At 70.5% G+C, this 23,171-nt stretch carries 21 protein-coding genes; 9 read left to right on the forward strand and 12 right to left on the reverse strand.

What is annotated here, in order from left to right:
- Positions 1-68 precede the first annotated feature (68 nt).
- On the forward strand, positions 69-1,301 hold the full coding sequence (locus AB852_RS07795; protein WP_245876633.1) for a helix-turn-helix domain-containing protein: 1,233 nt from the start codon (positions 69-71) through the stop codon (positions 1,299-1,301).
- A 281-nt stretch (positions 1,302-1,582) separates the two neighbouring features.
- Complete coding sequence (locus AB852_RS07800; RefSeq protein WP_073784842.1) at positions 1,583-1,981, forward strand: hypothetical protein; 399 nt, start codon at positions 1,583-1,585, stop codon at positions 1,979-1,981.
- Positions 1,982-2,590: 609 nt separating this feature from the next.
- On the opposite strand, the gene sodN is transcribed toward AB852_RS07800, so the two are convergent.
- Positions 2,591-2,986, reverse strand: coding sequence for a superoxide dismutase, Ni (gene sodN / locus AB852_RS07805; RefSeq protein WP_073784844.1), 396 nt, complete (start codon positions 2,984-2,986; stop codon positions 2,591-2,593).
- A 142-nt stretch (positions 2,987-3,128) separates the two neighbouring features.
- Here sodN and sodX point away from each other — a divergent pair, with 142 nt between their 5' ends.
- Entirely contained in the window at positions 3,129-3,578 is a 450-nt protein-coding gene (gene sodX / locus AB852_RS07810) for a nickel-type superoxide dismutase maturation protease (RefSeq protein ID WP_073784846.1), read from the forward strand.
- On the opposite strand, the gene AB852_RS07815 is transcribed toward sodX, so the two are convergent.
- Complete coding sequence (locus AB852_RS07815) at positions 3,464-4,111, reverse strand: CGNR zinc finger domain-containing protein (protein WP_073784848.1); 648 nt, start codon at positions 4,109-4,111, stop codon at positions 3,464-3,466. The two genes, sodX and AB852_RS07815, sit on opposite strands and share 115 nt — an antisense overlap.
- A gap of 203 nt (positions 4,112-4,314) precedes the next feature.
- Here AB852_RS07815 and AB852_RS07820 point away from each other — a divergent pair, with 203 nt between their 5' ends.
- Positions 4,315-5,076: a class I SAM-dependent methyltransferase gene (locus tag AB852_RS07820; protein WP_073784850.1), complete on the forward strand. Its 762-nt coding sequence runs from the start codon at positions 4,315-4,317 to the stop codon at positions 5,074-5,076.
- A 198-nt stretch (positions 5,077-5,274) separates the two neighbouring features.
- Here AB852_RS07820 and AB852_RS07825 read toward each other — a convergent pair whose 3' ends face one another.
- Genes AB852_RS07825 through AB852_RS07835 form a run of 3 tightly spaced genes read right to left on the reverse strand, consistent with a single transcriptional unit; the run spans position 5,275 to position 7,999 of the window.
- Positions 5,275-6,036 (reverse strand): amino acid ABC transporter ATP-binding protein, encoded by a 762-nt coding sequence (locus AB852_RS07825; protein WP_073784853.1) that lies wholly within the window; start codon positions 6,034-6,036, stop codon positions 5,275-5,277.
- The gene (locus tag AB852_RS07830) at positions 6,033-6,974 is read right to left on the reverse strand and encodes an amino acid ABC transporter permease (protein WP_073784856.1); all 942 of its coding nucleotides are present in this window, start codon (positions 6,972-6,974) and stop codon (positions 6,033-6,035) included. The genes AB852_RS07825 and AB852_RS07830 overlap by 4 nt, the downstream gene beginning before the upstream one ends.
- A gap of 47 nt (positions 6,975-7,021) precedes the next feature.
- Positions 7,022-7,999: an ABC transporter substrate-binding protein gene (locus AB852_RS07835; protein WP_073784859.1), complete on the reverse strand. Its 978-nt coding sequence runs from the start codon at positions 7,997-7,999 to the stop codon at positions 7,022-7,024.
- A 553-nt stretch (positions 8,000-8,552) separates the two neighbouring features.
- Here AB852_RS07835 and AB852_RS07840 point away from each other — a divergent pair.
- The 4 genes from AB852_RS07840 to AB852_RS07855 all read left to right on the forward strand — a co-directional run bounded on the left by AB852_RS07840 (position 8,553) and on the right by AB852_RS07855 (position 12,080).
- Positions 8,553-9,806, forward strand: a complete 1,254-nt coding sequence (locus AB852_RS07840; RefSeq protein ID WP_073784861.1) for an NAD(P)-dependent malic enzyme — start codon at positions 8,553-8,555, stop codon at positions 9,804-9,806.
- A gap of 451 nt (positions 9,807-10,257) precedes the next feature.
- Positions 10,258-11,220 carry a zinc-binding dehydrogenase gene (locus AB852_RS07845; RefSeq protein ID WP_073784863.1) on the forward strand — a complete coding sequence of 321 codons (963 nt, stop codon included), beginning with the start codon at positions 10,258-10,260 and terminating at the stop codon, positions 11,218-11,220.
- A gap of 90 nt (positions 11,221-11,310) precedes the next feature.
- Positions 11,311-11,520, forward strand: a complete 210-nt coding sequence (locus AB852_RS07850) for a helix-turn-helix domain-containing protein (RefSeq protein WP_073784865.1) — start codon at positions 11,311-11,313, stop codon at positions 11,518-11,520.
- Positions 11,520-12,080: a Clp protease N-terminal domain-containing protein gene (locus AB852_RS07855; protein ID WP_073784867.1), complete on the forward strand. Its 561-nt coding sequence runs from the start codon at positions 11,520-11,522 to the stop codon at positions 12,078-12,080. The genes AB852_RS07850 and AB852_RS07855 overlap by 1 nt, the downstream gene beginning before the upstream one ends.
- A gap of 240 nt (positions 12,081-12,320) precedes the next feature.
- Here AB852_RS07855 and AB852_RS07860 read toward each other — a convergent pair whose 3' ends face one another.
- Entirely contained in the window at positions 12,321-13,346 is a 1,026-nt protein-coding gene (locus tag AB852_RS07860) for a PadR family transcriptional regulator (protein WP_073784869.1), read from the reverse strand.
- A 1-nt stretch (position 13,347) separates the two neighbouring features.
- The gene (locus tag AB852_RS07865; RefSeq protein ID WP_073784871.1) at positions 13,348-14,232 is read right to left on the reverse strand and encodes a DUF4097 family beta strand repeat-containing protein; all 885 of its coding nucleotides are present in this window, start codon (positions 14,230-14,232) and stop codon (positions 13,348-13,350) included.
- A 145-nt stretch (positions 14,233-14,377) separates the two neighbouring features.
- Here AB852_RS07865 and AB852_RS07870 point away from each other — a divergent pair, with 145 nt between their 5' ends.
- The gene (locus AB852_RS07870; RefSeq protein WP_073784873.1) at positions 14,378-15,154 is read left to right on the forward strand and encodes a hypothetical protein; all 777 of its coding nucleotides are present in this window, start codon (positions 14,378-14,380) and stop codon (positions 15,152-15,154) included.
- A 306-nt stretch (positions 15,155-15,460) separates the two neighbouring features.
- Here AB852_RS07870 and AB852_RS39585 read toward each other — a convergent pair whose 3' ends face one another.
- The 5 genes from AB852_RS39585 to AB852_RS07895 form a co-directional block, all read right to left on the reverse strand.
- Positions 15,461-15,637, reverse strand: coding sequence for a DUF6104 family protein (locus AB852_RS39585; RefSeq protein WP_099284549.1), 177 nt, complete (start codon positions 15,635-15,637; stop codon positions 15,461-15,463).
- A gap of 137 nt (positions 15,638-15,774) precedes the next feature.
- Positions 15,775-19,623, reverse strand: a complete 3,849-nt coding sequence (locus AB852_RS07880) for a multifunctional oxoglutarate decarboxylase/oxoglutarate dehydrogenase thiamine pyrophosphate-binding subunit/dihydrolipoyllysine-residue succinyltransferase subunit (protein WP_073784877.1) — start codon at positions 19,621-19,623, stop codon at positions 15,775-15,777.
- A gap of 361 nt (positions 19,624-19,984) precedes the next feature.
- Complete coding sequence (locus tag AB852_RS07885; protein WP_245876634.1) at positions 19,985-21,187, reverse strand: HAMP domain-containing sensor histidine kinase; 1,203 nt, start codon at positions 21,185-21,187, stop codon at positions 19,985-19,987.
- Entirely contained in the window at positions 21,184-21,927 is a 744-nt protein-coding gene (locus AB852_RS07890; protein WP_073784879.1) for a response regulator transcription factor, read from the reverse strand. Before AB852_RS07890 ends, AB852_RS07885 begins: the two co-directional genes overlap by 4 nt.
- Positions 21,928-22,040: 113 nt before the next feature.
- Positions 22,041-22,724: a spermidine synthase family protein gene (locus tag AB852_RS07895; protein ID WP_245876635.1), complete on the reverse strand. Its 684-nt coding sequence runs from the start codon at positions 22,722-22,724 to the stop codon at positions 22,041-22,043.
- Between the last annotated feature and the right edge of the window lie 447 nt (positions 22,725-23,171).

Consider the following 23,171-nt stretch of genomic DNA (forward strand, 5'->3'; position numbering starts at 1 on the left):
ATCCGGTCCAGAGCCGTGCGGCCTGCCGCGGCGACGGAACCGATCCTCCTTCAGGAGTACCGTTTCGGGTGTCCAAGGCAGAAACGGGGCACACCATGCCGCACCACACCGACGACCACATCGGCGCCCGGATCGCCGACTACCGCAAGCTGCGTCAGCTCACACAAACCGGCCTGGCGCAGCGGGCCTTCGTCGCACGCGGGACCATCGCGAAGGTGGAGGCGGGGCTTACCCCCGCCACACCTGCCATCGTGGCAGCGGTGGCGCGGGCACTGGAAGTCGAGATAGCCGTTCTCAACGGTCAGCCGTATGTGTCCGAGATGCGGCAGGACCAGCTCGACCGCATGATCGCACCGCTGTCGGACGCCCTTGATCTGTACGACCTCGGCCCTGACGCGGAGATCGTCCCCAGGCCGTTGAGCGTGATCACCGCCGATGTCGAGACGCTGTGCGCGGGCGCGTGCGCGACGGAGTACAAGGGAGTCGGCGCAAGGCTCCCCGGGCTCCTGGGCGAACTGACCACGGCCCTGAGTCTCGCCTCTTCCGAACAGGAACGCCGAACAGCCACGCAGGCTCTGAGCTGGGCCTACTGGGTGACCTACGAGTTCACCTACCGGCTCGGCTACCACCAGTTGGCGATGATCGCGCTGGAACGCATGGGCTGGATGGCCGAGCAGGCACAGGACCCGCTGCTGCTGGCCATCCGCCTCAGCAAACGCAGTGCCATGCTGTTGCGCCACGGGAACAACAGGATGGCCTCGCGGATACTGGAACGAGGCCACTCGCTCATCGGTCAGTACGACGATCCGGGGTCGGTGCAGGCTGTGGCCGTCGCGGGGACGCTTCATCTGGCAGGAGCCATCGCCGCCGCACAGGCGAAGGACAAGGGCTCGGTGGCCGGCGAGCTGGAGTTGGCTCACCGGGCGGCCGACCGGATCGGCCGGGACGTACCCCGGGTCTACTGGGCCTCCTTCGGCCTGACGAACGTAGCTCACTTCGATGTCGCCACCTCGGTCGAACTCGGGGACCTGGGGATGGCGATGAAGGCGGCGCGGAATCTGCGCTTCCCGGCGGACCACCCCAGGATGCGGGTCGGCCGCTACCACATCGAGATGGCACGCGCGCATTCGCTGATGGGCAAGGCGGAGGCCGCCGAGAAGTCGTTGCAGCGGGCCAGGGAAGTCGCTCCGCAGCAGGCCAGGTACCACCCCTTGATGCGGGAAACGATCGCCGTACTGGTCCGTCGCCAGCGCCGCGCGTCCGGCGGACTGGCGTCCCTCGCCGGATGGGTGGGCATGTAGGGCGGTCGGCGCAAGAGCCGCGGTGTTCCTCGTTCGGGAACACTGCGGCTCTTCCACGTCGGCATGCTGACGGTCAGTAAGGCACCCCCGCGACGGGCGAACGTCCGAGGGCATGGCCATCAGCTGACTGGAGTTGACGACGCTGTGAAGCGTATCGGTCTGATCTTCGAATGTCCGGTGCGGGCGCTACGGCCCGGGATCGTGCCGTGCGGTGTGCCGGTCCCGGGCCGCGAGGGTACGGGTGTGGGGTTCCGCGTGACCGCTGGAACCGAGGTACGGCGATGACCGGCCACGACGTACGAGCACCCGTCGGGTCCACACGAGTGGGCCGGGGGTCCTCGGTGCGGCTGCTGCCGTGGTCGACCCCCGAGGGAAAGCCCTGCTACCTCGTGACGGACGACGGCGACGGATATCTGTCGAGGATCGCGGACGTCAGGGAATCCACACAGCTCGACATGGCCGACCAACTCCTCGGACACGCAAGGGCTCTGCTGAGCGAGCCGAAGGTGGATGCGCGGGAGCTGCGGTTCGTCGCGGCGCGGTTGGTCGAGTCGCTGCACGACACGCTGAGGGTGGCCCGCAGCCGTGGCGAGCGGCTGCCGTGCCGCGCTGAACCGCTCGATCGGCACGAGAGCAACCCGGATCGGCGGGACGACGAGAGGCCGGGGGAGGGAAGGTGAGGGCACCGGACGGTTCGCCGCCGGTGCCCTGCGCGCCGTGCTTGTCCGCCCGGATCATGGGGCACCCCGAGAACACCCACGGCTGCCACGGCGTGACCAGGCTGCGCCTCGACGACCTGCGGTTGCGGTTACGGCCCGTCGGACGACGCTGCCCGTGCTCGTGCGGTCAGGGCGGAGGCACGAAGTGAACCCCGGTGGGCCGGACCCGACGGCCTCAAGGATGCGGATCACCACGTACCGCGTCGGGTCGGACGGCGAGCGGATCGGTGAGCGGCACCTGACGGTGGTGACCGTAGGTGATCCGGTCCTGATAGCTCCGCCGATGGCGTGGCCGCCGTGCCGCTGCCCCGAGGTGCGGGAAGGGGGACGGGGGCGGGGGCGAGTGACGCTTGTCGGCGCTCTCCACCGTCCCGGCACTGTCGGTACGGCGGAACTCCGCGGATCGCCGCCGGGCAGGTCGCACATGAGCTCAGGGAACCGTCGTGACGGCCGCCGCGCCTGCGGTGGAGCCGGTGGCATGGCGTGACGACACGAGGAGGGCCCGGCGGGCGGGCCCTCCTCGTACGCTTTCGACCTGCGCGGCAGCCCGCGCGGGCCTGGGCTGATGGATCAGCCCTGCTTGGTCTCCCAGAAGATCTTGTCGATCTGGGCGATGTGGTCCAGGGCCTTCTGGCCCGTCGCCGGGTCGGTCGACGCCTTGGCGGCCGAGAGGGCCTTCAGGGTGTCGTTGACCAGGGTGTGCAGCTCCGGGTACTTCTCGAAGTGCGGGGGCTTGAAGTAGTCGCTCCACAGGACCGTGACGTGGTGCTTGGCCAGTTCGGCGCGCTGCTCCTTGATGACCGTGGCGCGAGCCTGGTAGTGCGGGTCGTTGTTGGCGGCCATCTTGTCCTGCACGGCCTTCACCGACTCCGCCTCGATGCGGGCCTGGGCCGGGTCGTACACGCCGCAGGGCAGGTCGCAGTGTGCGCTGACCTTGACCTTGGGGGCAAACAGGCGGGAGAGCATGGAGCTGTCCTTCCTCGTGATCGTCTTCTCAGGTGGGACATTACTCCGTGGGTGAGTGGTTTTCGCGGGTGCCCCCATGGGCTTAGGACAAAAGTCCGGGGGTGGACCGGGACGTGTGACGGAACGATTCGGGAGGTTGCTGATGCCGGACGCAGCGGAGGAAGGGGCGGCCCGCGCGGTGTTCGGGCTGGCCGAGGTGGAGGGTCCGTCGATGGTGCCGACCCTCTACCACGGCGACCAGGTGCTGGTCCGCTACGGCGCCCGGGTGAGGCCCGGCCAGGTCGTCGTCCTGCGCCACCCGCTCCAGCAGAACCTGCTCATCGTGAAGCGGGCCGTCGAGCGGCGCCGGGGCGGCTGGTGGGTGCTCGCCGACAACCCGACGGCTGGCGCGGACAGCACGGTGTACGGGACGGTGCCCGAGGAGTTCGTCCTCGGGCGGGTCCTCGCGCGGTACCGGCCGCGCCGCCGGGAGTCCGGTCAGCGGCCCTGGGCGGGGGCGCTCTCCTGGGCGTTCTCGGCGGTGCGGCCCGTGCTCGCGGGCGGCGGTCCGTCGGCCGCGCGGTCGGCCTCCAGACGCTTGCGGGCCCGGTAGGCGGCCACGTTCGCCCGGGTCGCGCAGCGGTCCGAGCAGTAGCGCCGGGAGCGGTTGGTCGAGGTGTCCAGATAGGCGTTGCGGCACGGGGCCGCCTCGCACAGACCGAGGCGGTCCACCCCGTACTCGGTGAGATGGATGGCCAGCCCCATCGAGGCGATGGCCGCGTACCCGGCGGTGGCGTTCGACGGGTGGTCCGCGAGGTGCATGTGCCACAGCGGGTCGCCGCTGTCGTCGCGGTCGTCGTGGCCGGAGATCTGGGGGCTGACCGGGAACTCCATCAGCAGCGAGTTCAGCAGGTCCACCGCGAGCGTCTCGTCCCCGGTGTCGGCCGCCTCGAAGACCGCGCGCAGCCGGGCGCGCACCGACCGGAAGCGGGTCACGTCCGAGTCCGTGGTCCGACGCGCGGCCGACTTGTTCGCGCCGAACAGGTCACGGACGGCGTCCACCGAGGTCAGGGTGTCCTTGCCCCGTACCGGCTCCTCGCTGTTGACCAGACGTACGGCGTAGTCCGAGTAATAGGCCAGTTCCACTTGTAGTCCTTACGGGGGCCGTCTATGGTCGTCGTGCACACGATGGGTAATGGCTGCTTGTCGTTCAAGGGTATTACGTCGATCGGGTGGCTCCCAGGGATGCCGGGTCCTTCCGGGGATTCCGCACGTCCGCCCGGCCGGTAACGGCCGTCCGCGGGCCCTGGAGCCTTTCGTACGGCCGTACGGGTGAGAGGAGCGGACCGATGACCGGGACCACGACCGGAGCCGACTGGCGGGCCTGGCAGGAGAGCTGGGACCGGCAGCAGGAGTGGTACATGCCCGACCGCGAGGAGCGGTTCCGGGTCATGCTGGACATGGTCGAGGCGTTCGCCGGGCCCGCGCCCCGGGTGCTGGACCTCGCGTGCGGTACGGGGAGTATTACGGATCGCCTGCTGACGAGGTTCCCGAACGCGCGAAGTACCGGTGTCGATCTCGATCCCGCGCTGCTGGCGATCGCCGAGGGGACCTTCGAGGGCGACGACCGCGTCACCTTCGTGGCGGCCGACCTCAAGGAGCCCGACTGGGTCGACCGGCTGCCGCACGACACGTACGACGCCGTGCTCACCGCGACCGCCCTGCACTGGCTGCACCTCGATCCGCTCGCCACGCTGTACGGGCGGATCGCCGGGATCGTCCGGGACGGGGGCGTGTTCATGAACGCCGACCACATGGCCGATCCGTCGACGCCCCGGATCAACGAGGCGGAGGCCGTGCTGCGCCGGGCCCGGCGGGAACGGGCCCGCGAGGACGGCGCGCTCGACTGGGCCCGATGGTGGGAGCTGGCGGGGCGGGACCCGGTCCTCGCGGAGCCCACGGCCCGGCGGTTCGAGATCTACGGGGAGCACGCGGACGGGGACACCCCACCGCTCGACTGGCATGTCCGGGCCCTGCGCGGTGCCGGGTTCTCGGAGGCCCGTGGGGTGTGGGGCTCGCCGTCCGACGGGATGGTCCTCGCCCTGAAGTAGGACACGCGGGTGTCCTCTCGGGGCGCGCGGCTGCTCGTTCGGGAGGCGCACCGGTTGCGTTCGGGGTGCGCGCCGTGTCCCTTCGGGGCGCGGGATCTGTCCTCTTGGGGTGCGGGCCCTGTCCTCATTCCGGGGAACGGGCGAGGGGCGGTACGAGAAGTTCGTACCGCCCCTCGGGTGTCCCTCGTCAGGTCCGGGTCACAGGACCTTGGACAGGAAGGACCGGGTGCGTTCGTGCTGGGGGTTCGTCAGGACCTCGCGGGGGTCGCCCGACTCGACCACCACACCGCCGTCCATGAAGACGAGCGAGTCGCCCACCTCCCGCGCGAAGCCCATCTCGTGCGTCACGACCACCATCGTCATCCCGGACTCCGCGAGATCACGCATCACGTCGAGCACATCGCCGACGAGTTCGGGGTCGAGCGCGGAGGTCGGCTCGTCGAACAGCATCAGCTTGGGGTCCATCGCCAGGGCGCGCGCGATCGCGACCCGCTGCTGCTGTCCACCGGACAGCTGCGAGGGATAGCTGTCCGCCTTGTCCGCGAGCCCGACCCGCTCCAGGAGCTGCGCGGCCCGTTCCCGGGCCTGCCGCGTGGGCACCCGCTTCACCTGGATCGGCGCCTCGCAGATGTTCTGGAGGGCGGTCATGTGCGGGAAGAGGTTGAACCGCTGGAACACCATGCCGATGTCACGCCGCTTCAGCGCGACCTCGTTGTCCTTCAGCTCGTACAGCTTGTCGCCCTTCTGGCGGTAGCCGACGAGCTCGCCGTCCACGTACAGCCGCCCGGCGTTGACCTTCTCCAGGTGGTTGATGCAGCGCAGGAACGTCGACTTGCCGGAACCGGACGGGCCGATGAGGCAGAACACCTCACCGGTGGCGACCTCCAGGTCGATGCCCTTGAGCACCTCGACATTGCCGTACGACTTGTGGACGCCTTCGGCCTTCACCATCGCGCTCATGCCGTGGCCCCCTTTCGGCTGGACAGGGAGAACACATGCTTCCTGACCTTCTGCCAGGGCGTGGGCGGCAGCTGGCGGCTGGAGCCGCGCGCGTAGTACCGCTCCACGTAGTACTGGCCGACGCTCAGGACCGACGTCATGATCAGGTACCAGGCGGCGGCGAGGAAGAGCATCTCCACCGGGGCGCCCGAGGTCTGTCCGATGTCCTGGGCGTATTTCAGTAGCTCGTAGTACTGCACCGCCGACACCAATGAGGTCGTCTTCAGCATGTTGATGACCTCATTGCCCGTGGGGGGCACGATCACCCGCATCGCCTGCGGGATCACGATCCGCCGCAGGGTCTTCTGATGGCTCATCCCGAGCGCGTGCGACGCCTCGGTCTGGCCCTCGTCCACCGACAGCAGACCCGCCCGGCAGATCTCCGCCATGTACGCGGCCTCGTTGAGACCGAGGCCGAGCAGCGCCGTCAGGAACGGCGTCATGAAGCTCGACCAGTAGTCCTTGTAGACGAAGCCGAGGTTGATGTACTCGAAGACCAGGCCCAGGTTGAACCAGACGAAGAGCTGGACGAGGACCGGGGTGCCCCGGAAGAACCAGATGTAGAACCACGCGATGGACGAGGTCACCGGGTTCTTCGACAGCCGCATCACCGCGAGCAGGATGCCGCCGCCGATGCCGATCAGCATGGACAGGGCGGTCAGCAGCAGGGTGCTGCCGACCCCCTTGAGGATGCGGTCGTCGAAGAAGTAGTCGGGGACCGCACCCCAGTTGATCTTGCCCTGCGCGAACGCGTAGACGATCGAGGCGAGCAGGGCGATGGCGACCACGGCGGCGATGTACCGCCCGTAGTGCCGGACCGGGACGGCCTTGATGGCCTCCGGCCGGGCGGGCGGCGGGGCCGGGGGGCCGCCGCCCGTCTTGTCGATGTCGACGGACACGGGTCTTGCCTTTCAGTGGCCTGGTCGGCGTAGCGGGGTGCGTGGGGTCACTTGCCGCCGTTGACCACGGCCTCCTTGACGGCTCCCGCCTCGACGCCCCACTTGGCGATGATCTTGTCGTACTCACCGTTCTTGATGATCGCGTCCAGGCCCGCCTGGACGGCGTCCCGCAGCTCGTCGTTGCCCTTGGCGACGGCGATGCCGTACGGGGCGGCCTCGACCTGGTCACCGACGAGCTCGAAGTCCTTGCCGCCGCCGGACGTCTTCACCGCGTACGCGGCGACCGGGAAGTCCGACGAACCGGCGTCGGCGCCGCCCGAACGCAGCCGGGTCTGGGCCTGCTGGTCGTTGTCGTACGGCTCGATCGCGAGCTTCTTGCCGGACGGGCACTCCTTGGCCTGCGCCTTGGCGAGGTCGTGGGAGACCGTGCCGCGCTGCACCACGATCTTCTTGCCGCAGAGGTCGTCCCAGCCCTTGATGTTCTGGGTCTTGCCCTTGGGCGTGTAGATGGAGACGCCGGCGTTGAAGTAGTCGACGAAGTCGACGCCCTCGCCGACCTTCTTGCCGGTGTCGCCGTCGACGCCGTTCTGGCGGTCCTTGGTGTCGGTCATCGCGGACATCGCGAGGTCGTACCGCTTGGAGCGCAGCCCGGTGATCAGGGTGTCGAAGGTGCCGTTCTCGAAGACGAAGTCCACGCCGAGCTGCTTGCCGATGGCGGCGGCGATGTCCGGGTCGATACCGACCGTCTTGCCGGAGTCGTCCTTGAACTCGACGGGCGCGTACGCGATGTCCGAGCCGACCTTGATCTCGCCCTTGTCGCGGACGGCCTTCGGGAGCTTGTCGGCGAGCGGGGCGGCGGCGGCGCTCTCGCGGCCGCTGTCCCCGCTGTCCTCGGCCTTCTCCTTGGTCTGGTCACCACAGCCGCTCAGGAGCAGCGAGCCGGCGACCGCGATCGCGCCGATCGCGGCGAGCCGTGACTGCCCGGACTTCGCGGCGAACGAGCGACGGGTGGAGCGTGCGGTCATGGTGGATTCCTCCGGCAGGTGGGTGAATAGCCGGTGGTCGGCGGGCACACACCTTCGGGTGTCGCGACCACGTGTGATGACGGCATCTTGCCATTCGGACCAGGTCGTTCAACGGCGCAGCCATGTCAAAATCGGATAACAGGTCGAACCCGAACCCCGACAGGCCGGTACATCCCGACCGCACCTTCTGCGGGTCCGGAACCCGGCCGCCGGAAAATCTTCGGTGCACCCGGGGTGGAGCGATTCGGTCGTACCGTCGATCGTGGGTATGTATCGACATTTCGGCCGGTTGTCCCTATCTTCATGAAATTCGGCTATGAGTCACGTCACCGCGACGGGGTGGACTCGTCCATGACACCGTCCGTCCGGTAAGAAGGTTCTTTACACCCCTATCCGGGGCTCTGGGCGCGTGTGCGGCGCGCCCGTCGTGCCGGTCCCGTACGCCTCACCGGCGTACGGACGTTTCGCGACTGCGGATTCCGGCGCGGTGCCCGCCCACCCCTTTACCAGGAGTGGCCACCCTCAACGAGTACAGATTTAAGGGGTAAAGACAGTGGCAGCGGAGATCGTCAATCCTCGCAGCGACAGCGACACCGCCGGTGCGACGCGCGTCCAGGGCAGTGCGGGTCACGAGGCCGGGGGGGAGCCCCTCGATTCCTTCGATCCGGTGTTCGCGCTCCACCGGGGCGGCAAGATGGCCGTCCAGGCGACCGTCCCCGTCCGTGACAAGGACGACCTTTCCCTGGCGTACACCCCCGGTGTCGCCCGAGTGTGCAGCGCCATCGCCGAGCAGCCCGACCTGGTCCATGACTACACGTGGAAGTCGCAGGTCGTGGCGGTCGTGACGGACGGCACCGCCGTCCTCGGCCTCGGGGACATCGGTCCCGAGGCGTCCTTGCCCGTCATGGAGGGCAAGGCGATCCTGTTCAAGCAGTTCGCCGGCGTCGACGCGGTGCCGATCGCGCTCGCCACCAAGGACACCGACGAGATCATCGAGACCGTCGTGCGGCTCGCGCCCTCCTTCGGCGGTGTCAATCTGGAGGACATCTCCGCGCCGCGCTGCTTCGAGATCGAGCGCAGGCTCCAGGAGGCGCTCGACATCCCGGTCTTCCACGACGACCAGCACGGGACGGCCGTCGTCACGCTCGCGGCCCTGCGCAACGCCGCGAAGCTGACCGGGCGCACGCTCGGGGATCTGCGCGCGGTGATCTCCGGGGCGGGTGCCGCCGGGGTCGCCATCTCCAAGTTCCTGCTCGAAGCGGGGATCGGGGACGTCGCCGTCGCCGACCGCAAGGGTGTCGTCAGCCGGGACCGGGACGACCTCAACCCGGTCAAGCGGGAGCTCGCGGAGATCACCAACCGGGCCGGACTGAGCGGCAGCCTCGAAGCGGCGCTCGCCGGGGCGGACGTCTTCATCGGGGTGTCCGGCGGGACGGTGCCGGAAGCGGCGGTCGCGTCGATGGCCCCCCGGTCGTTCGTGTTCGCCATGGCCAACCCGGAGCCCGAGGTGCACCCCACGGTCGCGCACAAGTACGCGGCCGTCGTGGCGACCGGGCGGTCCGACTTCCCCAACCAGATCAACAACGTCCTCGCCTTCCCCGGGATCTTCGCCGGGGCGCTTCAGGTGCGGGCGTCGCGGATCACGGAGGGGATGAAGATCGCGGCGGCCAACGCGTTGGCCGGGGTCGTCGGGGACGACCTGGCCGCGGATTACGTGATTCCCTCGCCGTTCGACGAGCGGGTCGCTCCGGCGGTGACCGCGGCGGTGGCCGCGGCGGCGCGGGCGGAGGGTGTCGCCCGTCGCTGAGCTCCGTGCGAAGCCCCGTGCGGGGTGCTCTGCCGTTTTGCTTCGCCTCCGGTTCCTGGGCTGCTGCCCCGGGCCGGGGGCGTTCGGCGTTCCCTGGGGCGTTGTTCCTGTGCGGGGCGCCTTCGCTTGCGCTTCTGGGGTTTGTCCGGGTGGGCGTACTCCGTTCCTGTGCGGGCCGTCCGTGGGTGCGCAGTTCCCCGCGCCCCTGGGTTTCGTGTGCTGGGCGTACTCCGTTGCTGTGCCGTCGCTCGGTGGGTGCGCGGTTCCTCGCGCCCCTAGGGTTCCACCCCTGGACGTGCCTGTTCCTGTGCGGGCCGTCCGTGGGTGCGCAGTTCCCCGCGCCCCTTGGGTCGCGCCCCTGGGGCCGCTGGGCTGGGCGTGTTTGTGGGTGTGCGGGGTGTCACGGGGGTGGGGTGTTCCTTGGGGGTGGGGTGGGGCCTATCGTCGCGGCATGTTCGCTGCCTATGCCGCTCGTATCGACCGTGATCACCCGCTGAACGGGCTGGAGCTGGGGGAACGTCCCGCCCCGGTGGCCCGGGACGGGTGGACCACCGTGAATGTCCGCGCCGCCTCGCTGAACCATCACGACCTGTGGTCCCTGCGGGGGGTCGGGCTCGCGGAGGACAAGCTTCCGATGATCCTCGGCTGTGACGCCGCCGGGGTGGACCAGGACGGCAACGAGGTCGTCCTGCACTCGGTGATCGGCCAGACCGGTCACGGTGTCGGACCCCGTGAGGGCCGGTCCATCCTGACGGAGAAGTACCAGGGCACCTTCGCCGAGCAGGTCTCCGTACCGGTGTGGAACGTCCTGCCCAAGCCGTCCGGGCTGTCGTTCGAGGAGGCCGCGTGCCTGCCGACCGCCTGGCTCACCGCGTACCGGATGCTCTTCACCAACGCGGGGGTGCGGCCCGGGGACTCCGTCCTGGTGCAGGGCGCCGGCGGGGGCGTCGCCACCGCCGCCATCGTGCTGGGCAAGGCCGCCGGGCTGCGGGTGTTCGCCACCAGCCGGGACGAGGCCAAGCGCGCGAGGGCCCTGGAGCTGGGCGCGGTGGAGGCGCTGCCTGCGGGCGCGCGGCTGCCGCAGCGGGTGGACGCCGTGATCGAGACCGTGGGGGCGGCCACCTGGTCGCACTCGGTCAGGTCCCTGCGGCCCGGCGGCACGCTGGTGATCTCCGGTGCCACCAGCGGTGACGCGCCCTCGCACGCGGAGCTGACCCGGGTGTTCTTCCTGGAGCTGCGGATCGTCGGCTCGACCATGGGGTCGAAGGACGAACTGGAGGATCTGCTGGCCTTCTGCGCGTCGGCGGGGGTGCGCCCCGTGATCGACGAGGTGCTGCCGCTGGACCGGGCCCGGGAGGGGTTCGAGCGGATGGAGGCGGGCGGCCAGTTCGGGAAGATCGTGCTGACCGTGTAGCCGGAGCGCGCGTCTCGGTGCGGGGGTGCCTCCGCGCTCCGGCTGTCAATTTTGGTTGACGCGTGCCGGGTGTCAATGTACGTTGACATCATGACCGAAGCAACGGATCTCGCCGCGCGGGCGGGTGACCGCGACCCGAGGGTCGGACTCCGGGCGGTCGCCGCACTGCGCCGGCTGCTGGAGCGGCTGGAGGCCGTCCAGGTGCGCGCGGCCCGCGCGCAGGGCTGGTCGTGGCAGGAGATCGCGGCCGAACTGGGTGTCAGCAGGCAAGCGGTGCACAAGAAGCACGGGAGGCAGTGATGTTCGAACGGTTCACCAAGGACGCGCGGGCCGTGGTCGTCGACGCGCTCGGGCACGCCGAACGGGCCGGGGCACGGACGGTGGGGGAGGAGCATCTGCTCCTCGCGTTGTTCGACCGGGAGGGCAGCAGGGCGTCCTTCGCGCTCGCCGCGCTGGGCGCCGACCGGCGACGGGACTCCGTGGAACGCGCGCTGGACGACGCGCGCCGCCGCGGCGGACTGTCACGCGCCGACTCCGAGGCCCTCGCCGGGTTCGGCATCGACGTGGACGAGTTGGTGACCCGGGTCGAGGACGGCCACGGGGCGGGGGCACTGGCGTCCGCCGGCCGACGCGCGGGCGGACGGCGCGGGTGGTTCGGGAGAGTGCTGTTCGCCCCGGAGTCCAAGGATGTGCTGACGAGGTCGCTGCGGATCGCGCTGGGGCGGCGGGAGCGGGAGATCGGCGACCACCATGTACTGCTCGCGGTGACCTCCCGGCCGGGGGTGGGCGCGGAGGTCCTGGCCGACCATGGCGTCGAACGGCTCGCGCTGGAACGGGTGCTGTACGGCACGGCCGCCTGAGCCGTCCCCGTTCCCCTTTCGGGCGCCCCTCGCGGTGGCCGTTCGTCTGCACGCGCGGACGAAGACACCACGGGGAGGACGTGCCTCAAAGGGGAACGGGGAACCGCGCACCCACGAACGACTTGCACGGGAGCAAGTGCGCCCCGGTGGACGGACCCAGGGGCGCGGGCCCGCCAAGTACCCGCGCGGGTGCGGACCCCCGTCGCACGGGGACCCGCACCCGCGCGGACGGGGCGGAGGTCAGTCGCTACGGGCCCCGCCGGGGTGCAGAGTCGCCGCGATCCCCGCCGCCGCCTCGGACAGATGCCGACGGGCCTCCCGGAACTGCGCGTCCGTGACCCCGTGGTCGCGGGCCGTGTCACGGATGCCGTCCCGGAACCGGTCGAGGAGCCGGTCGAGATCACGCGCCGGATCACCCGACGGTTCCTCGTCGGCCCAGTCCGGTACCTGACCGCCCGGCTTCGTGGGCGGCGCGTCCTGCGGGGGCACGGGGGGCTCCGGGGCCGCCGTCGGCTGTCCGCCGCCCCAGCGGAAGTCCTTGCCGAAGTCGCCGAACTCCTTGGCCAGCTCGGACAGCCCCTCCCGCACCCCGGTCGGCCACTCGCCGCGCTGGAAATGGGACTGGACCTGCTCCTGCACCTTCCTGGCGATCCGCTGGACCTGCTCCTGGGCCTGGGCCTGCGCCTCCTGGGCCTGGGTGCGGGCCCGCTGGGCCTCGTCCCGGGCCCGTCGGCTCTCGTCCTTGGCGCGCCGGGCCTGGTCCTTCCACTCCTGCTTGGCGCGCCGGATGTCGTCCTTCGCGCGCTGCCACGCCTCCTTGTCGCCCCACGCCCCGTCGAGCAGGTCGGAGGGGTCGGGGAAGTCCTTGCCGCCGGACGTACGGGCCTGCTTCGCCGCCGCGCGCATGTCGCGGCGCAGATCGCCCGCGGCCCCGCGTACGTCGTCCCGGATCTCGGCGGCCAGCTCCGCGACGGACTCGCCGATCTCCAGCTCCAGATCGGCCAGCTCACCGCTGCGCCCGGCCAGCTCGGCGCGGCCCGCGTCGGTGATCGAGTAGACCTTGCGGCCGCCCTCGGTGGTGTGGGTGACCAGCCCCTCGGCCTCCAGCTTGGCCAGCCGCGGGTACACGGTGCCGGCGGAGGGCGCGTAGAGCCCCTGGAAGCGCTCCTCCAGGAGGCGGATCACCTCGTAGCCGTGCCGGGGGGCCTCGTCCAGGAGCTTCAGGAGGTAGAGACGCAGTCGGCCATGGGCGAAGACAGGAGGCATGTCACAGCACCTTCCGGTCGGTGCCGTCCCCGGTGGGCGCGGCGGCGGGGTCGGGTACGGGCGGGGAGTCGTGGTGGTCGGCGGGCGGCCGGCGCAGCAGGGCGATCGAACCGGACACGGTGCTCGCCTTCAGCGTTCCGCTGCCGCTGCCGAGCCGCCCGGTGATCCGTTTGGCGCCCCACTGACCGCTGACCCGGAGGTCCTCGAAGTGGTTGGAGAGGCTGCCGCTCGCGGTGTTCGCCTCGACCTCGGCGTCCGCCGGGTGCGGCAGCCGGACGGCGATCTCGCCGGAGACGCTGGTGAGGCTGATGTCGGCGGGGCCGCCGGTGGGGTCGAGGTCCACGATCATGGAGCCGCTGACGGAGTCGCCCCGTACGGAGGAGCCGGAGCTCTCGACGACGGTGAGGTCGCCGGACACGGAGTTGAAGCGGAGGTCGCCGGTCAGCCGGTGCGCCTCGATGTTCCCGGCGACCGTGTCGGTGCGGACGGGGCCCGCGAGCGCGACGAGGGTGGTGTCACCGGTGATGCCCTTGACCTCGGTGCGCCCCTCGATGCCGGAGACGACCGCTCCCGCGCCGACGACGCCGACCTCCACCCGGGTCCCGGCGGGGACCGTCAGCGAGACCACCGCGCTGCGCTGCCAGCCCTTGCGGTCCAGCCAGCGCAGGAAGCCCTTCCAGGGCAGATCCTCGTACGCGACCGTCAGGACGCCGTCCTCATGGGTCACCACCAGGGGCGGGCCCTCGATCTCGGAGACCTGGAGCCGCGCGGAACTGCTCTCGGTGCCCACGACATTGACCGTTCCGTTGACGAGCCGCACGTGGAGCTCCGTCAGCGGGGCGTCGAAGGTGAGCTTCTGCGGATCTGCGACGGACCACTCGGACATGGTGCCGACCTCCCCTGTTCGGGATTGACGCGCCATATCGCGTCTTCTTCCAATACACGATATATCGCGGATCGCGGAGGTCAAGGGGCACGCCCCTTCTGTCCGGTGATGAGCCGTATCTGACGCATTGATCTAGCGTGGTGCCATGCCGTCCGCCGCTGAGAACGCCGCCCCGGTCACCGGGGCGCTGCTGCTGTGCCGGGGCACTCCCGACACCGTGGCCCCGGTCGCCCGGCTGCTCCGTGAGCCGATGCGGGCCGCGGCGGCCGGGGAAGGCTGGACCGTACTGGTCCCGGAGGGCGCGCCCTGGCGGGAGACGGGCGGCGACCCGGTGGAACGGGTGGTGACCGGCTGGGCCGGGGCGCTCGCCGTCGGCGGACCGTGGCCGGTGCTCGCGCTGTGGTGGGACCCCGGGCACAGCGGCTTCGTGCTGGCCTCGGGGTTCCGGCGGCCCGTGGGGTACGAGTGGCTCGCGGGCGGGACACCCGTCGGGGAGGACGAGGCGGTCCGGACCGTCGCGCTGCGGCTCGGCCTCGATCCGGTGCTGGACCTCCAGGCGCTGGACGTACTGACCCGCGGCGACTCGGACGCGGACGCGCGGGCCCGGCTGATCGGGCTGGTCGCGGTGCTCGCGCGGACGGGGCTGGTCCTGCCGCCCGGGGTCACCCCCGGGGCGTCCATGCCCGTCCTGCGGGTCGCCCTGCGGGCGGCGGTGGGGGAGGGGGACGCCGATCCGGGGATCTGGTGGGGGCCGGTGGTACGGGCGCTGTGCGTGGTGCAGGTGGGCTTGGGCGTGCCGATGGCCCTCTGGGGCCTTCACCGGCGCCGCCCCGCCCTGGTCCTGGCGGGCGGCCTCCTCGCCACGACGGGCACGGTCGGGCTACGCGCCCGGTTCCCCGCACCCCTGGGTACGCCCCCCTGACCGTACTTTTCCCCGTGCGGGCCGTCCGTGGGTGCGCAGTTCCCCGCGCCCCTTCGGGGCGCCCCCTCGCTGTCGTCGTCCGGCTGCGGGCCGGGGGGCGAAGGGCCCACCGCAAGGGGCGCCCCCGATAGGGGCGCGGGGAACTGCGCACCCACCGGGCGACGGCTCAGGAACGAAGCGCGCTCAGCACAGGAGACCCAGGGGCGCGGGGAACTGCGCACCCCACGAGCGACGGCACAGGAACAAGTGCGCTCACCCGGGCAGACCCAGAAGCGCGAGCGAAGGCGACCCGCACCGCCCGGACGGTCAGTCCTCCTCGTCGTCCAGACGGGCCAGCCACGTCGCCAGACGTTCCACCGGGACCTCGAAGTCGGGGTTGAGGTCCACGAACGCCCGCAACTGCTCCGCGAGCCACTCGAAGCTGACCTCCTCCTCGCCCCGCCGCTTCTCCAGTTCCTCGATACCACGATCGGTGAAGTACAACGCATGCTCCAGAAGGGGGAAACCGGCACGTACGACCAGGGTACGGGGGGCACCACGCACCGGGGCCCGGTGCCCACCCGCGTCCAGCGGATGGGGCACCGGGCCCCGGTCACCCCGACCGTCGCCGGGGAGAGGCGCTACGCCTCGAACACCTCACGGACCAGCTGCTCCTGCTCCGCCTGGTGCCGCTTCGCCGAACCCACCGCGGGCGACGAACCGTGCGGACGGGAGATCCGCCGCAGCCGCTCGCCGTGCGGGATGTCCGCCCCGACCGCCAGGTCGAGGTGGTCGATCAGGTTCAGCGCGATGAACGGCCACGCACCCTGGTTCGCGGGCTCTTCCTGGGCCCACAGGTACTTCTCGGCGTTCGGGTACTTGGAGATCTCCGCCTGGAGCTCCTTGCCCGGCAGCGGGTACAGCCGCTCGATACGGATGATCGCCGTGTCGGTGATATCGCGCTTGACCCGCTCGGCCTCCAGGTCGTAGTACACCTTGCCGGCGCAGAAGACGACCTTGCGGACCGCCGACGCCTCGGCACGGGTGTCACCGATGACCGGACGGAAGCCGCCCGTCGTGAACTCCTCCGCCTTCGACGCCGCCGCCTTCATCCGCAGCATCGACTTCGGGGTGAAGACGACCAGCGGCTTGTGGTGCGGGTTGTGGACCTGCCAGCGCAGCAGGTGGAAGTAATTCGACGGCAGGGTCGGCATCGCGACCGTCATGTTGTTCTGCGCGCAGAGCTGGAGGAACCGCTCCGGGCGGGCGGACGAGTGGTCCGGGCCCTGGCCCTCGTAACCGTGCGGCAGCAGCAGCGTGACACCCGAGGTCTGGGCCCACTTCTGCTCGGCGGAGGAGATGAACTCGTCCACCACCGTCTGCGCGCCGTTCACGAAGTCACCGAACTGCGCCTCCCACATCACCAGGGACTCGGGACGGGCCAGCGAGTAGCCGTACTCGAAGCCCATCGCCGCGTACTCCGACAGCAGGGAGTCGTAGACGTTGTAACGGGCCTGGTCCTCCGACAGGTACAGCAGCGGGGTGTAGTCCTCGCCGGTCTCCCGGTCGATGAGCACCGCGTGCCGCTGGCCGAAGGTGCCGCGGCGGGAGTCCTGGCCGGACAGCCGCACCGGGGTGCCCTCCATCAGCAGCGAGCCGATGGCGAGGGTCTCGCCCATGCCCCAGTCGATCGTGCCGTCCTCCACCATCGCCGCACGGCGCTGGAGCTGCGGCAGCAGCCTCGGGTGGACGGTGACCCGCTCGGGGATGTTGACCTGCGACTCGGCGATCCGCTTGACGACCTCCTGGGAGACCGCCGTGTTCACCGTGACCGGGAACTCGGCCTGCGGCTCGGGCAGCGGCACCTCGGACGGCTGCGAGGTGGCCTCACGGACCTCCGTGAACACCTTCTCCAGCTGCCCCTGGAAGTCCTGGAGCGCCTGCTCGGCCTCCTCCAGCGTGATGTCACCGCGACCGATCAGGGACTCGGTGTACAGCTTGCGCACCGAGCGCTTCTTGTCGATCAGGTCGTACATCAGCGGCTGGGTGAACGCCGGGTTGTCGGACTCGTTGTGACCGCGGCGGCGGTAGCAGATGAGGTCGATCACGACGTCCTTGTTGAACGCCTGACGGAACTCGAACGCGAGCCGCGCCACCCGGACGACGGCCTCGGGGTCGTCGCCGTTCACATGGAAGATCGGCGCCTCGATCATCCGCGCCACGTCCGTCGCGTACATCGACGAGCGGGACGACTCCGGGGCGGCGGTGAAGCCGACCTGGTTGTTGATGACGATGTGGACCGTGCCGCCCGTGCGGTAACCGCGCAGCTGCGACATGTTCAGCGTCTCGGCCACGACACCCTGGCCCGCGAAGGCCGCGTCACCGTGCAGGGCGACCGGCAGGACCGTGAAGTCCGTACCGCCCTTGTTGATGATGTCCTGCTTGGCGCGCGCGACCCCTTCGAGGACCGGGTCGACGGCCTCCAGGTGCGAGGGGTTCGCGGTGAGCGAGACCTTGATCTGCTCGCCGTCGAGACCGGTGAAGGTGCCCTCGGCGCCCAGATGGTACTTCACGTCGCCGGAGCCGTGCATCGACTTCGGGTCGAGGTTGCCCTCGAACTCCCGGAAGATCTGCGCGTACGACTTGCCGACGATGTTCGCGAGGACGTTCAGCCGGCCGCGGTGCGCCATCCCGATGACGACCTCGTCCAGCCGGGACTCGGCCGCCGAGTCGATGACCGCGTCCAGCAGCGGGATGACGGACTCGGCGCCCTCCAGCGAGAACCGCTTCTGACCGACGTACTTGGTCTGGAGGAACGTCTCGAACGCCTCGGCGGCGTTCAGCCGGCGCAGGATGCGCAGCTGCTCCTCGCGCTCCGGGTTGCTGTGCGGACGCTCGACCCGGTCCTGGATCCAGCGGCGCTGCTTCGGGTCCTGGATGTGCATGAACTCGATGCCGGTGGTGCGGCAGTACGAGTCGCGCAGCACCCCGAGGATGTCCCGCAGCTTCATCATCGACTTGGCCGCGAAGCCGCCGACCGCGAACTCCCGCTCCAGGTCCCACAGGGTGAGACCGTGCTCGGTGATGTCCAGGTCGGGGTGCTTGCGCTGGCGGTACTCCAGCGGGTCGGTGTCGGCCATGACATGGCCGCGGACCCGGTAGGAGTGGATCAGCTCGAAGACCCGGGCGGCCTTGGTGACGTCGTCGTCGTGCGAGGCGTCGATGTCCTTGAGCCAGCGGACCGGCTCGTAGGGGATGCGCAGCGCCTCGAAGATCTCGTCGTAGAAGCCCTCCTGGCCGAGCAGGAGGTTCGCGACGACCCGCAGGAACTCGCCGGAGGCGGCACCCTGGACGACCCGGTGGTCGTAGGTCGACGTGAGCGTCATGACCTTGGAGATACCGAGCTTGTTCAGGGTGTCCTGGGACGTGCCCTGGAACTCCGCCGGGTAGTCCATGGAACCGACGCCCATGATCACCGACTGGTTCGGCATCAGCCGCGGCACGGAGTGGACCGTACCGAGGCCCCCCGGGTTGGTCAGCGAGACCGTGACGCCGGTGAAGTCCTCCATCGTGAGCTTGTTGTCACGGGCGCGGCGGACGATGTCCTCGTAGGCCTGCCAGAACTCGAAGAAGTTCAGGGTCTCGGCCTTCTTGATGCCCGCGACGACCAGCTGGCGGTCACCGTTGGGCTTCACGAGGTCGATGGCGAGGCCGAAGTTGATGTGCTCCGGCTTGACCAGCGTCGGCTTGCCGTCCTTCACCGTGAAGGAGTGGTTCATCGACGGCATGGCCTTGATCGCCTGCACCATCGCGTACCCGATGAGGTGGGTGAAGGAGATCTTCCCGCCCCGGGCGCGCTTCAGATGGTTGTTGATCACGATGCGGTTGTCGAACAGGAGCTTCACCGGCACGGCGCGCACGGACGTGGCCGTGGGCACCTCCAGCGAGGCGTTCATGTTCTTCGCGACAGCGGCCGACGGGCCGCGCAGCGTGACGAACTCCGGCCCCGCGGGTGCCTCCGCGGCCGGCGCCTGCTCGGCGGCGGGTGCCGCCTTCGCCGGAGCGGCCTTGGCGGGCGCGGGAGCGGACGCGGCGGGCTTGGCCTGCGGCGCGGCGGGGGCACCCTGTGCGGTGGCGCCCTTCGCCGGGGCCGCGGGCGTGGCCGGAGCCTTGGCCGCGGGTGCGGGCGACGCGCTGGGGACGGCCGGGCTCACGGCGGCGGGCTTCTCAGCCTGCGTACCGGGGGCCGCGGTATCCGCCGGGACCGGGGTGGCAGCTGCCCCCGGCTTGTAGTCGGCGAAGAAGTCCCACCAGGCGCGGTCTACCGAGTTCGGGTCCTGGAGGTACTGCTGATAGATCTCGTCGACGAGCCACTCATTGGCACCGAAAGCAGCGGCGGGGTCCTGACCCTGCCCTGCTCGTTCGGTTGTGGGGGCGCCTCCTGGCCGAAGGCTGGGGGAGCTCGAATTACTGGGGGACTGTGACGACACGGCGGCAACCGCCCTCTTCCGCTTCACAAGATGATGGACAGCGGGAATTAAGGCTACGCCTTGCGGGGCCAGGAGTGCAGGCGGGGCAGCTGATCCGTCGCGTAAGTCACACTGGAAGGGGTGTTTCAGGGTTCGAAATGGCGGGAAACAACCGTGGTTCGCCTGTGGCGCGGTGGACGTCAGGGCACGCCGGAGCACGACGGACGGGTGAGGACACCGCGTCGTCCGGCGGCCGACCGTGCTGGATCGTGTCAGTCCGCGCGTGCGCCACCCGGAGGCGGAACCCGACCGGACGGTGGGCGGAACGTGTCCGTCCGCCACCCGAGCCCGACGATCTTGGCCTGTCGACTCGAACCCTACGTCAACCTTGGCCCCGTGACAGCCCCGGAAGGATGACCTGGATCCGGCAACCCCGCGCCGACTCCGCGACCCCGATCCGGCCCCCGTGCAGATCCACCGCCCAGCGCGCGATCGCCAGCCCCAGCCCCGTACCGCCGTCACTGCCCCCGGGCCCCGGCGGCGCCGGCCGCGGCCCCCCGGGCCCGCCGGCCGCCCCGCCCACGGCGCCCGCCGGATCGGTGTAGGGGCCCCGGTTGAAGCGCTCGAACACCCGGTGCCACTCCGACTCGGGGATACCGGGCCCCTCGTCCATGACCTCCAGGCTCAGGGACTCCGCGCCGGTGCCCCGGCGGGCCTTCACCGTGACCCGGCCGTGCGGGGGACTGTGCTTCACGGCGTTGTCGATCAGATTGGCGACCACCTGGTGGATGCGCTCGGGATCGGCGTGCCCGGTCAGCTCCGGCGGCCACACATCGAGATGCAGATGCACGTCCGTACGGGTGTGACTGCCGGAACCCGAGGCGATCCCGGCCCGCGCCGAGGCCACCATGTTCGCCTCCTTCAGCACGCCCGACAGATACGGCCACACCTCGAAACGGCGCGCCCTCAGCGGTACGACCCCGTTGTCCAGGCGGGACAGGTCCAGCAGCGTCTCCACCAGCCGGCCGAGGCGCTCCGTCTGCTTCAGCGCCGTGCGCATGGTCTCCGGGTCGGCGGCCGAGACCCCGTCCACCACGTTCTCCAGCACCGCCCGCAGCCCCGCGATCGGGGTCCGCAGCTCGTGCGAGACATTCGCCACGAGTTCCTTGCGCTGGCGGTCCTGGGCCTCCAGGTCGTCGGCCATCCGGTTGATGGTCGTCGCGAGATCGCCCAGCTCGTCCTTGCGGTCGTGGCCGCGCACCCGCCGGGTGTAGTCCCCGTGCGATATGGACCGGGCGACCGTGTTCATGTCGTCCAGCGGCGCGGTCAGCGAGTGCGCCACGAACTGGGTGATCAGCAGCGTCGCGATCACCGAGAACACGGTGATGAACCGCAGCTCCGTCTCGGTGCGCACCGCGATCATCAGCAGCCCGGTCGTGATGAACACCGACACCACGACCAGCGTGCCGAGCTTCGTCTTGATCGAGAACGGACGCAGCTTCTCGGAGCCGGGACCGAGTCCCGCCGCCTCGCCCGTCGTACCGTCCGTCAGATGCGGGCCGGGCCGACCGGCGGGGCCGCTCATGGCGTCGGGGTCTCCAGCGCGTACCCGACACCGTGCACGGTGCGGATGCGCTCCGCGCCGATCTTGCGGCGCAGGGCCTTGATATGGCTGTCCACCGTCCGGGTGCCGGAGGCGTCCGCCCAGTCCCACACCTCCGCCAGCAGCTGCTCCCGGGAGAGCACCGCGCGCGGGGTGTTCGCCAGGCACACCAGCAGATCGAACTCGGTGGGCGTCAGATGCACGTCCTCACCGCGCACCCGGACCCGCCGCTGGGCGTGGTCGATCTCCAGCTCGCCGAGCCGGAGCGTGCCGCTGCGGGGGGTGGTCGCGGCGAGCGCGGCGCGTTCGACCCGGCGCAGCAGTACATGGACGCGGGCGGCCAGCTCCCGCATCGAGAACGGCTTGGTCATGTAGTCGTCCGCGCCGACCCCCAGCCCGACCAGCATGTCCGTCTCGTCGTCGCGGGCGGTGAGCATCATGACGGGCACGGGCCGCTGGGCCTGGACCCGGCGGCACACCTCCAGCCCGTCGAAGCCCGGCAGCATCACGTCGAGGATCAGCAGATCGGGCTGCCACGCCTGGGCGGTGTCCACGGCCGCGGGTCCGTCACCGGCCGTCTGCACATGGAATCCCTCGGCGCGCAGCCGGGCGGAGATCGCGTCGACGATCGTCGGGTCGTCCTCCACCACCAGCACCCGACGCTGGGCGCCCGCCCCCGCCGGCTGGGTATTACCTTGCTGCGAGGTGTGTGTGTGCTCCATCGCCCGCCCCTGACTGAGCTGTTCGGAATCCGTGGGGTGATCCCATGGCTGTGCATGGCACGCACATGGTCCGCGCGCCGGTCAGCAGACTAGAGGCACGGAGCGTGTGCGGGCTATCCAGCTCTGATCGCGAGGTGCACGACGTCCGGTACGCCCCTCGCGACCGGGATTTCATGGGTACGGACCCCTTGGAACCCGGAATTCCGCAATGTTCCTTCGAAATCGGGCGACGGCCGAGCCGACCACACGGCCAGTACGCCGGAGGGCGCCAGACGCGCACGGCACAGCGCGAGACCCTGCGGGGTGTACAGCCCGTCGTTGTCCTCGGTGACCGTCCAGTCGGGTCCGTTGTCGATGTCCAGGCACAGGGCGTCGTACGAGCGGTCCGCGGTCCTCAGATGGGTCAGCAGATCGGTGTGCAGGATCTCGGTACGGGGGTCCGCGAGAGCCGTCGCGGAGACCTCGGCGAGGGGGCCCGCCCGGTGCCAGTCGATGATCGCCGCCTCGCGCTCCACGACGGTCACGGAGCGCCACGCGGGGTCCGCGGCGGCGTGCGCCAGCGAGAAGCCGACGCCGAGCCCCCCGAGCAGCAGGCTGTGGCCTCCCGCGCCGGGGAGCGCGTCCCGCGCCGCGTCCACCAGAAGCCGCTCGGAGCGGCCGTCCGACGTGTCCATCAGGAAGCAGCCGTTCGCGATGATCTGGAGCAGGTGCCCCTGTCTGCGCAGGGCCACCTCGCCGTGGGGGCCGGTCCTGCGGTCCAGTACGAGTGCGCTGTCGCCGTCCATCAGAGGAACCATCCCCCCATCCTGTCGATCCCCCCACCCCACCGCCCCGGTTTTCCGCCCCAGGCCCCCCCTCGCCCGCGCCCCGAGGCCCCCTGAGCCGTCGTCCGAGGGGTGCGCAGTACCCCGCGCCCCTGGGGTTCCCCACCCGGACGTACCTGTTCCCGTGCAGGTCGGACGGGGGTGCGCAGTTCCCCGCGCCCCTGGATGCTGCCCCATTACGGTCGCTCTTCGGGTGCGGGCCTACCCTCGTTTTCGCGCGGTTCCCCGCGCCCCTGGGGTTCCACACCTGGGCGTACCTGTTCCCGTGCGGGTCGGACGTGGGTGCGCGGTTCCCCGCGCCCCTTAGGTCGCGCCCCTTGCGGTTCCCGTTCGGGTGCGGGTTGCTTGTGGTTGCTCGCGCAGTTCCCCGCGCCCCTGGGTGCTGCCCCGTTGCGGTCGCTCTTCGGGTGCGGGTGGGCC

Origin of the sequence: Streptomyces uncialis, assembly GCF_001905345.1 — a bacterium.
Classification (GTDB): Bacteria; Actinomycetota; Actinomycetes; order Streptomycetales; family Streptomycetaceae; genus Streptomyces; species Streptomyces uncialis.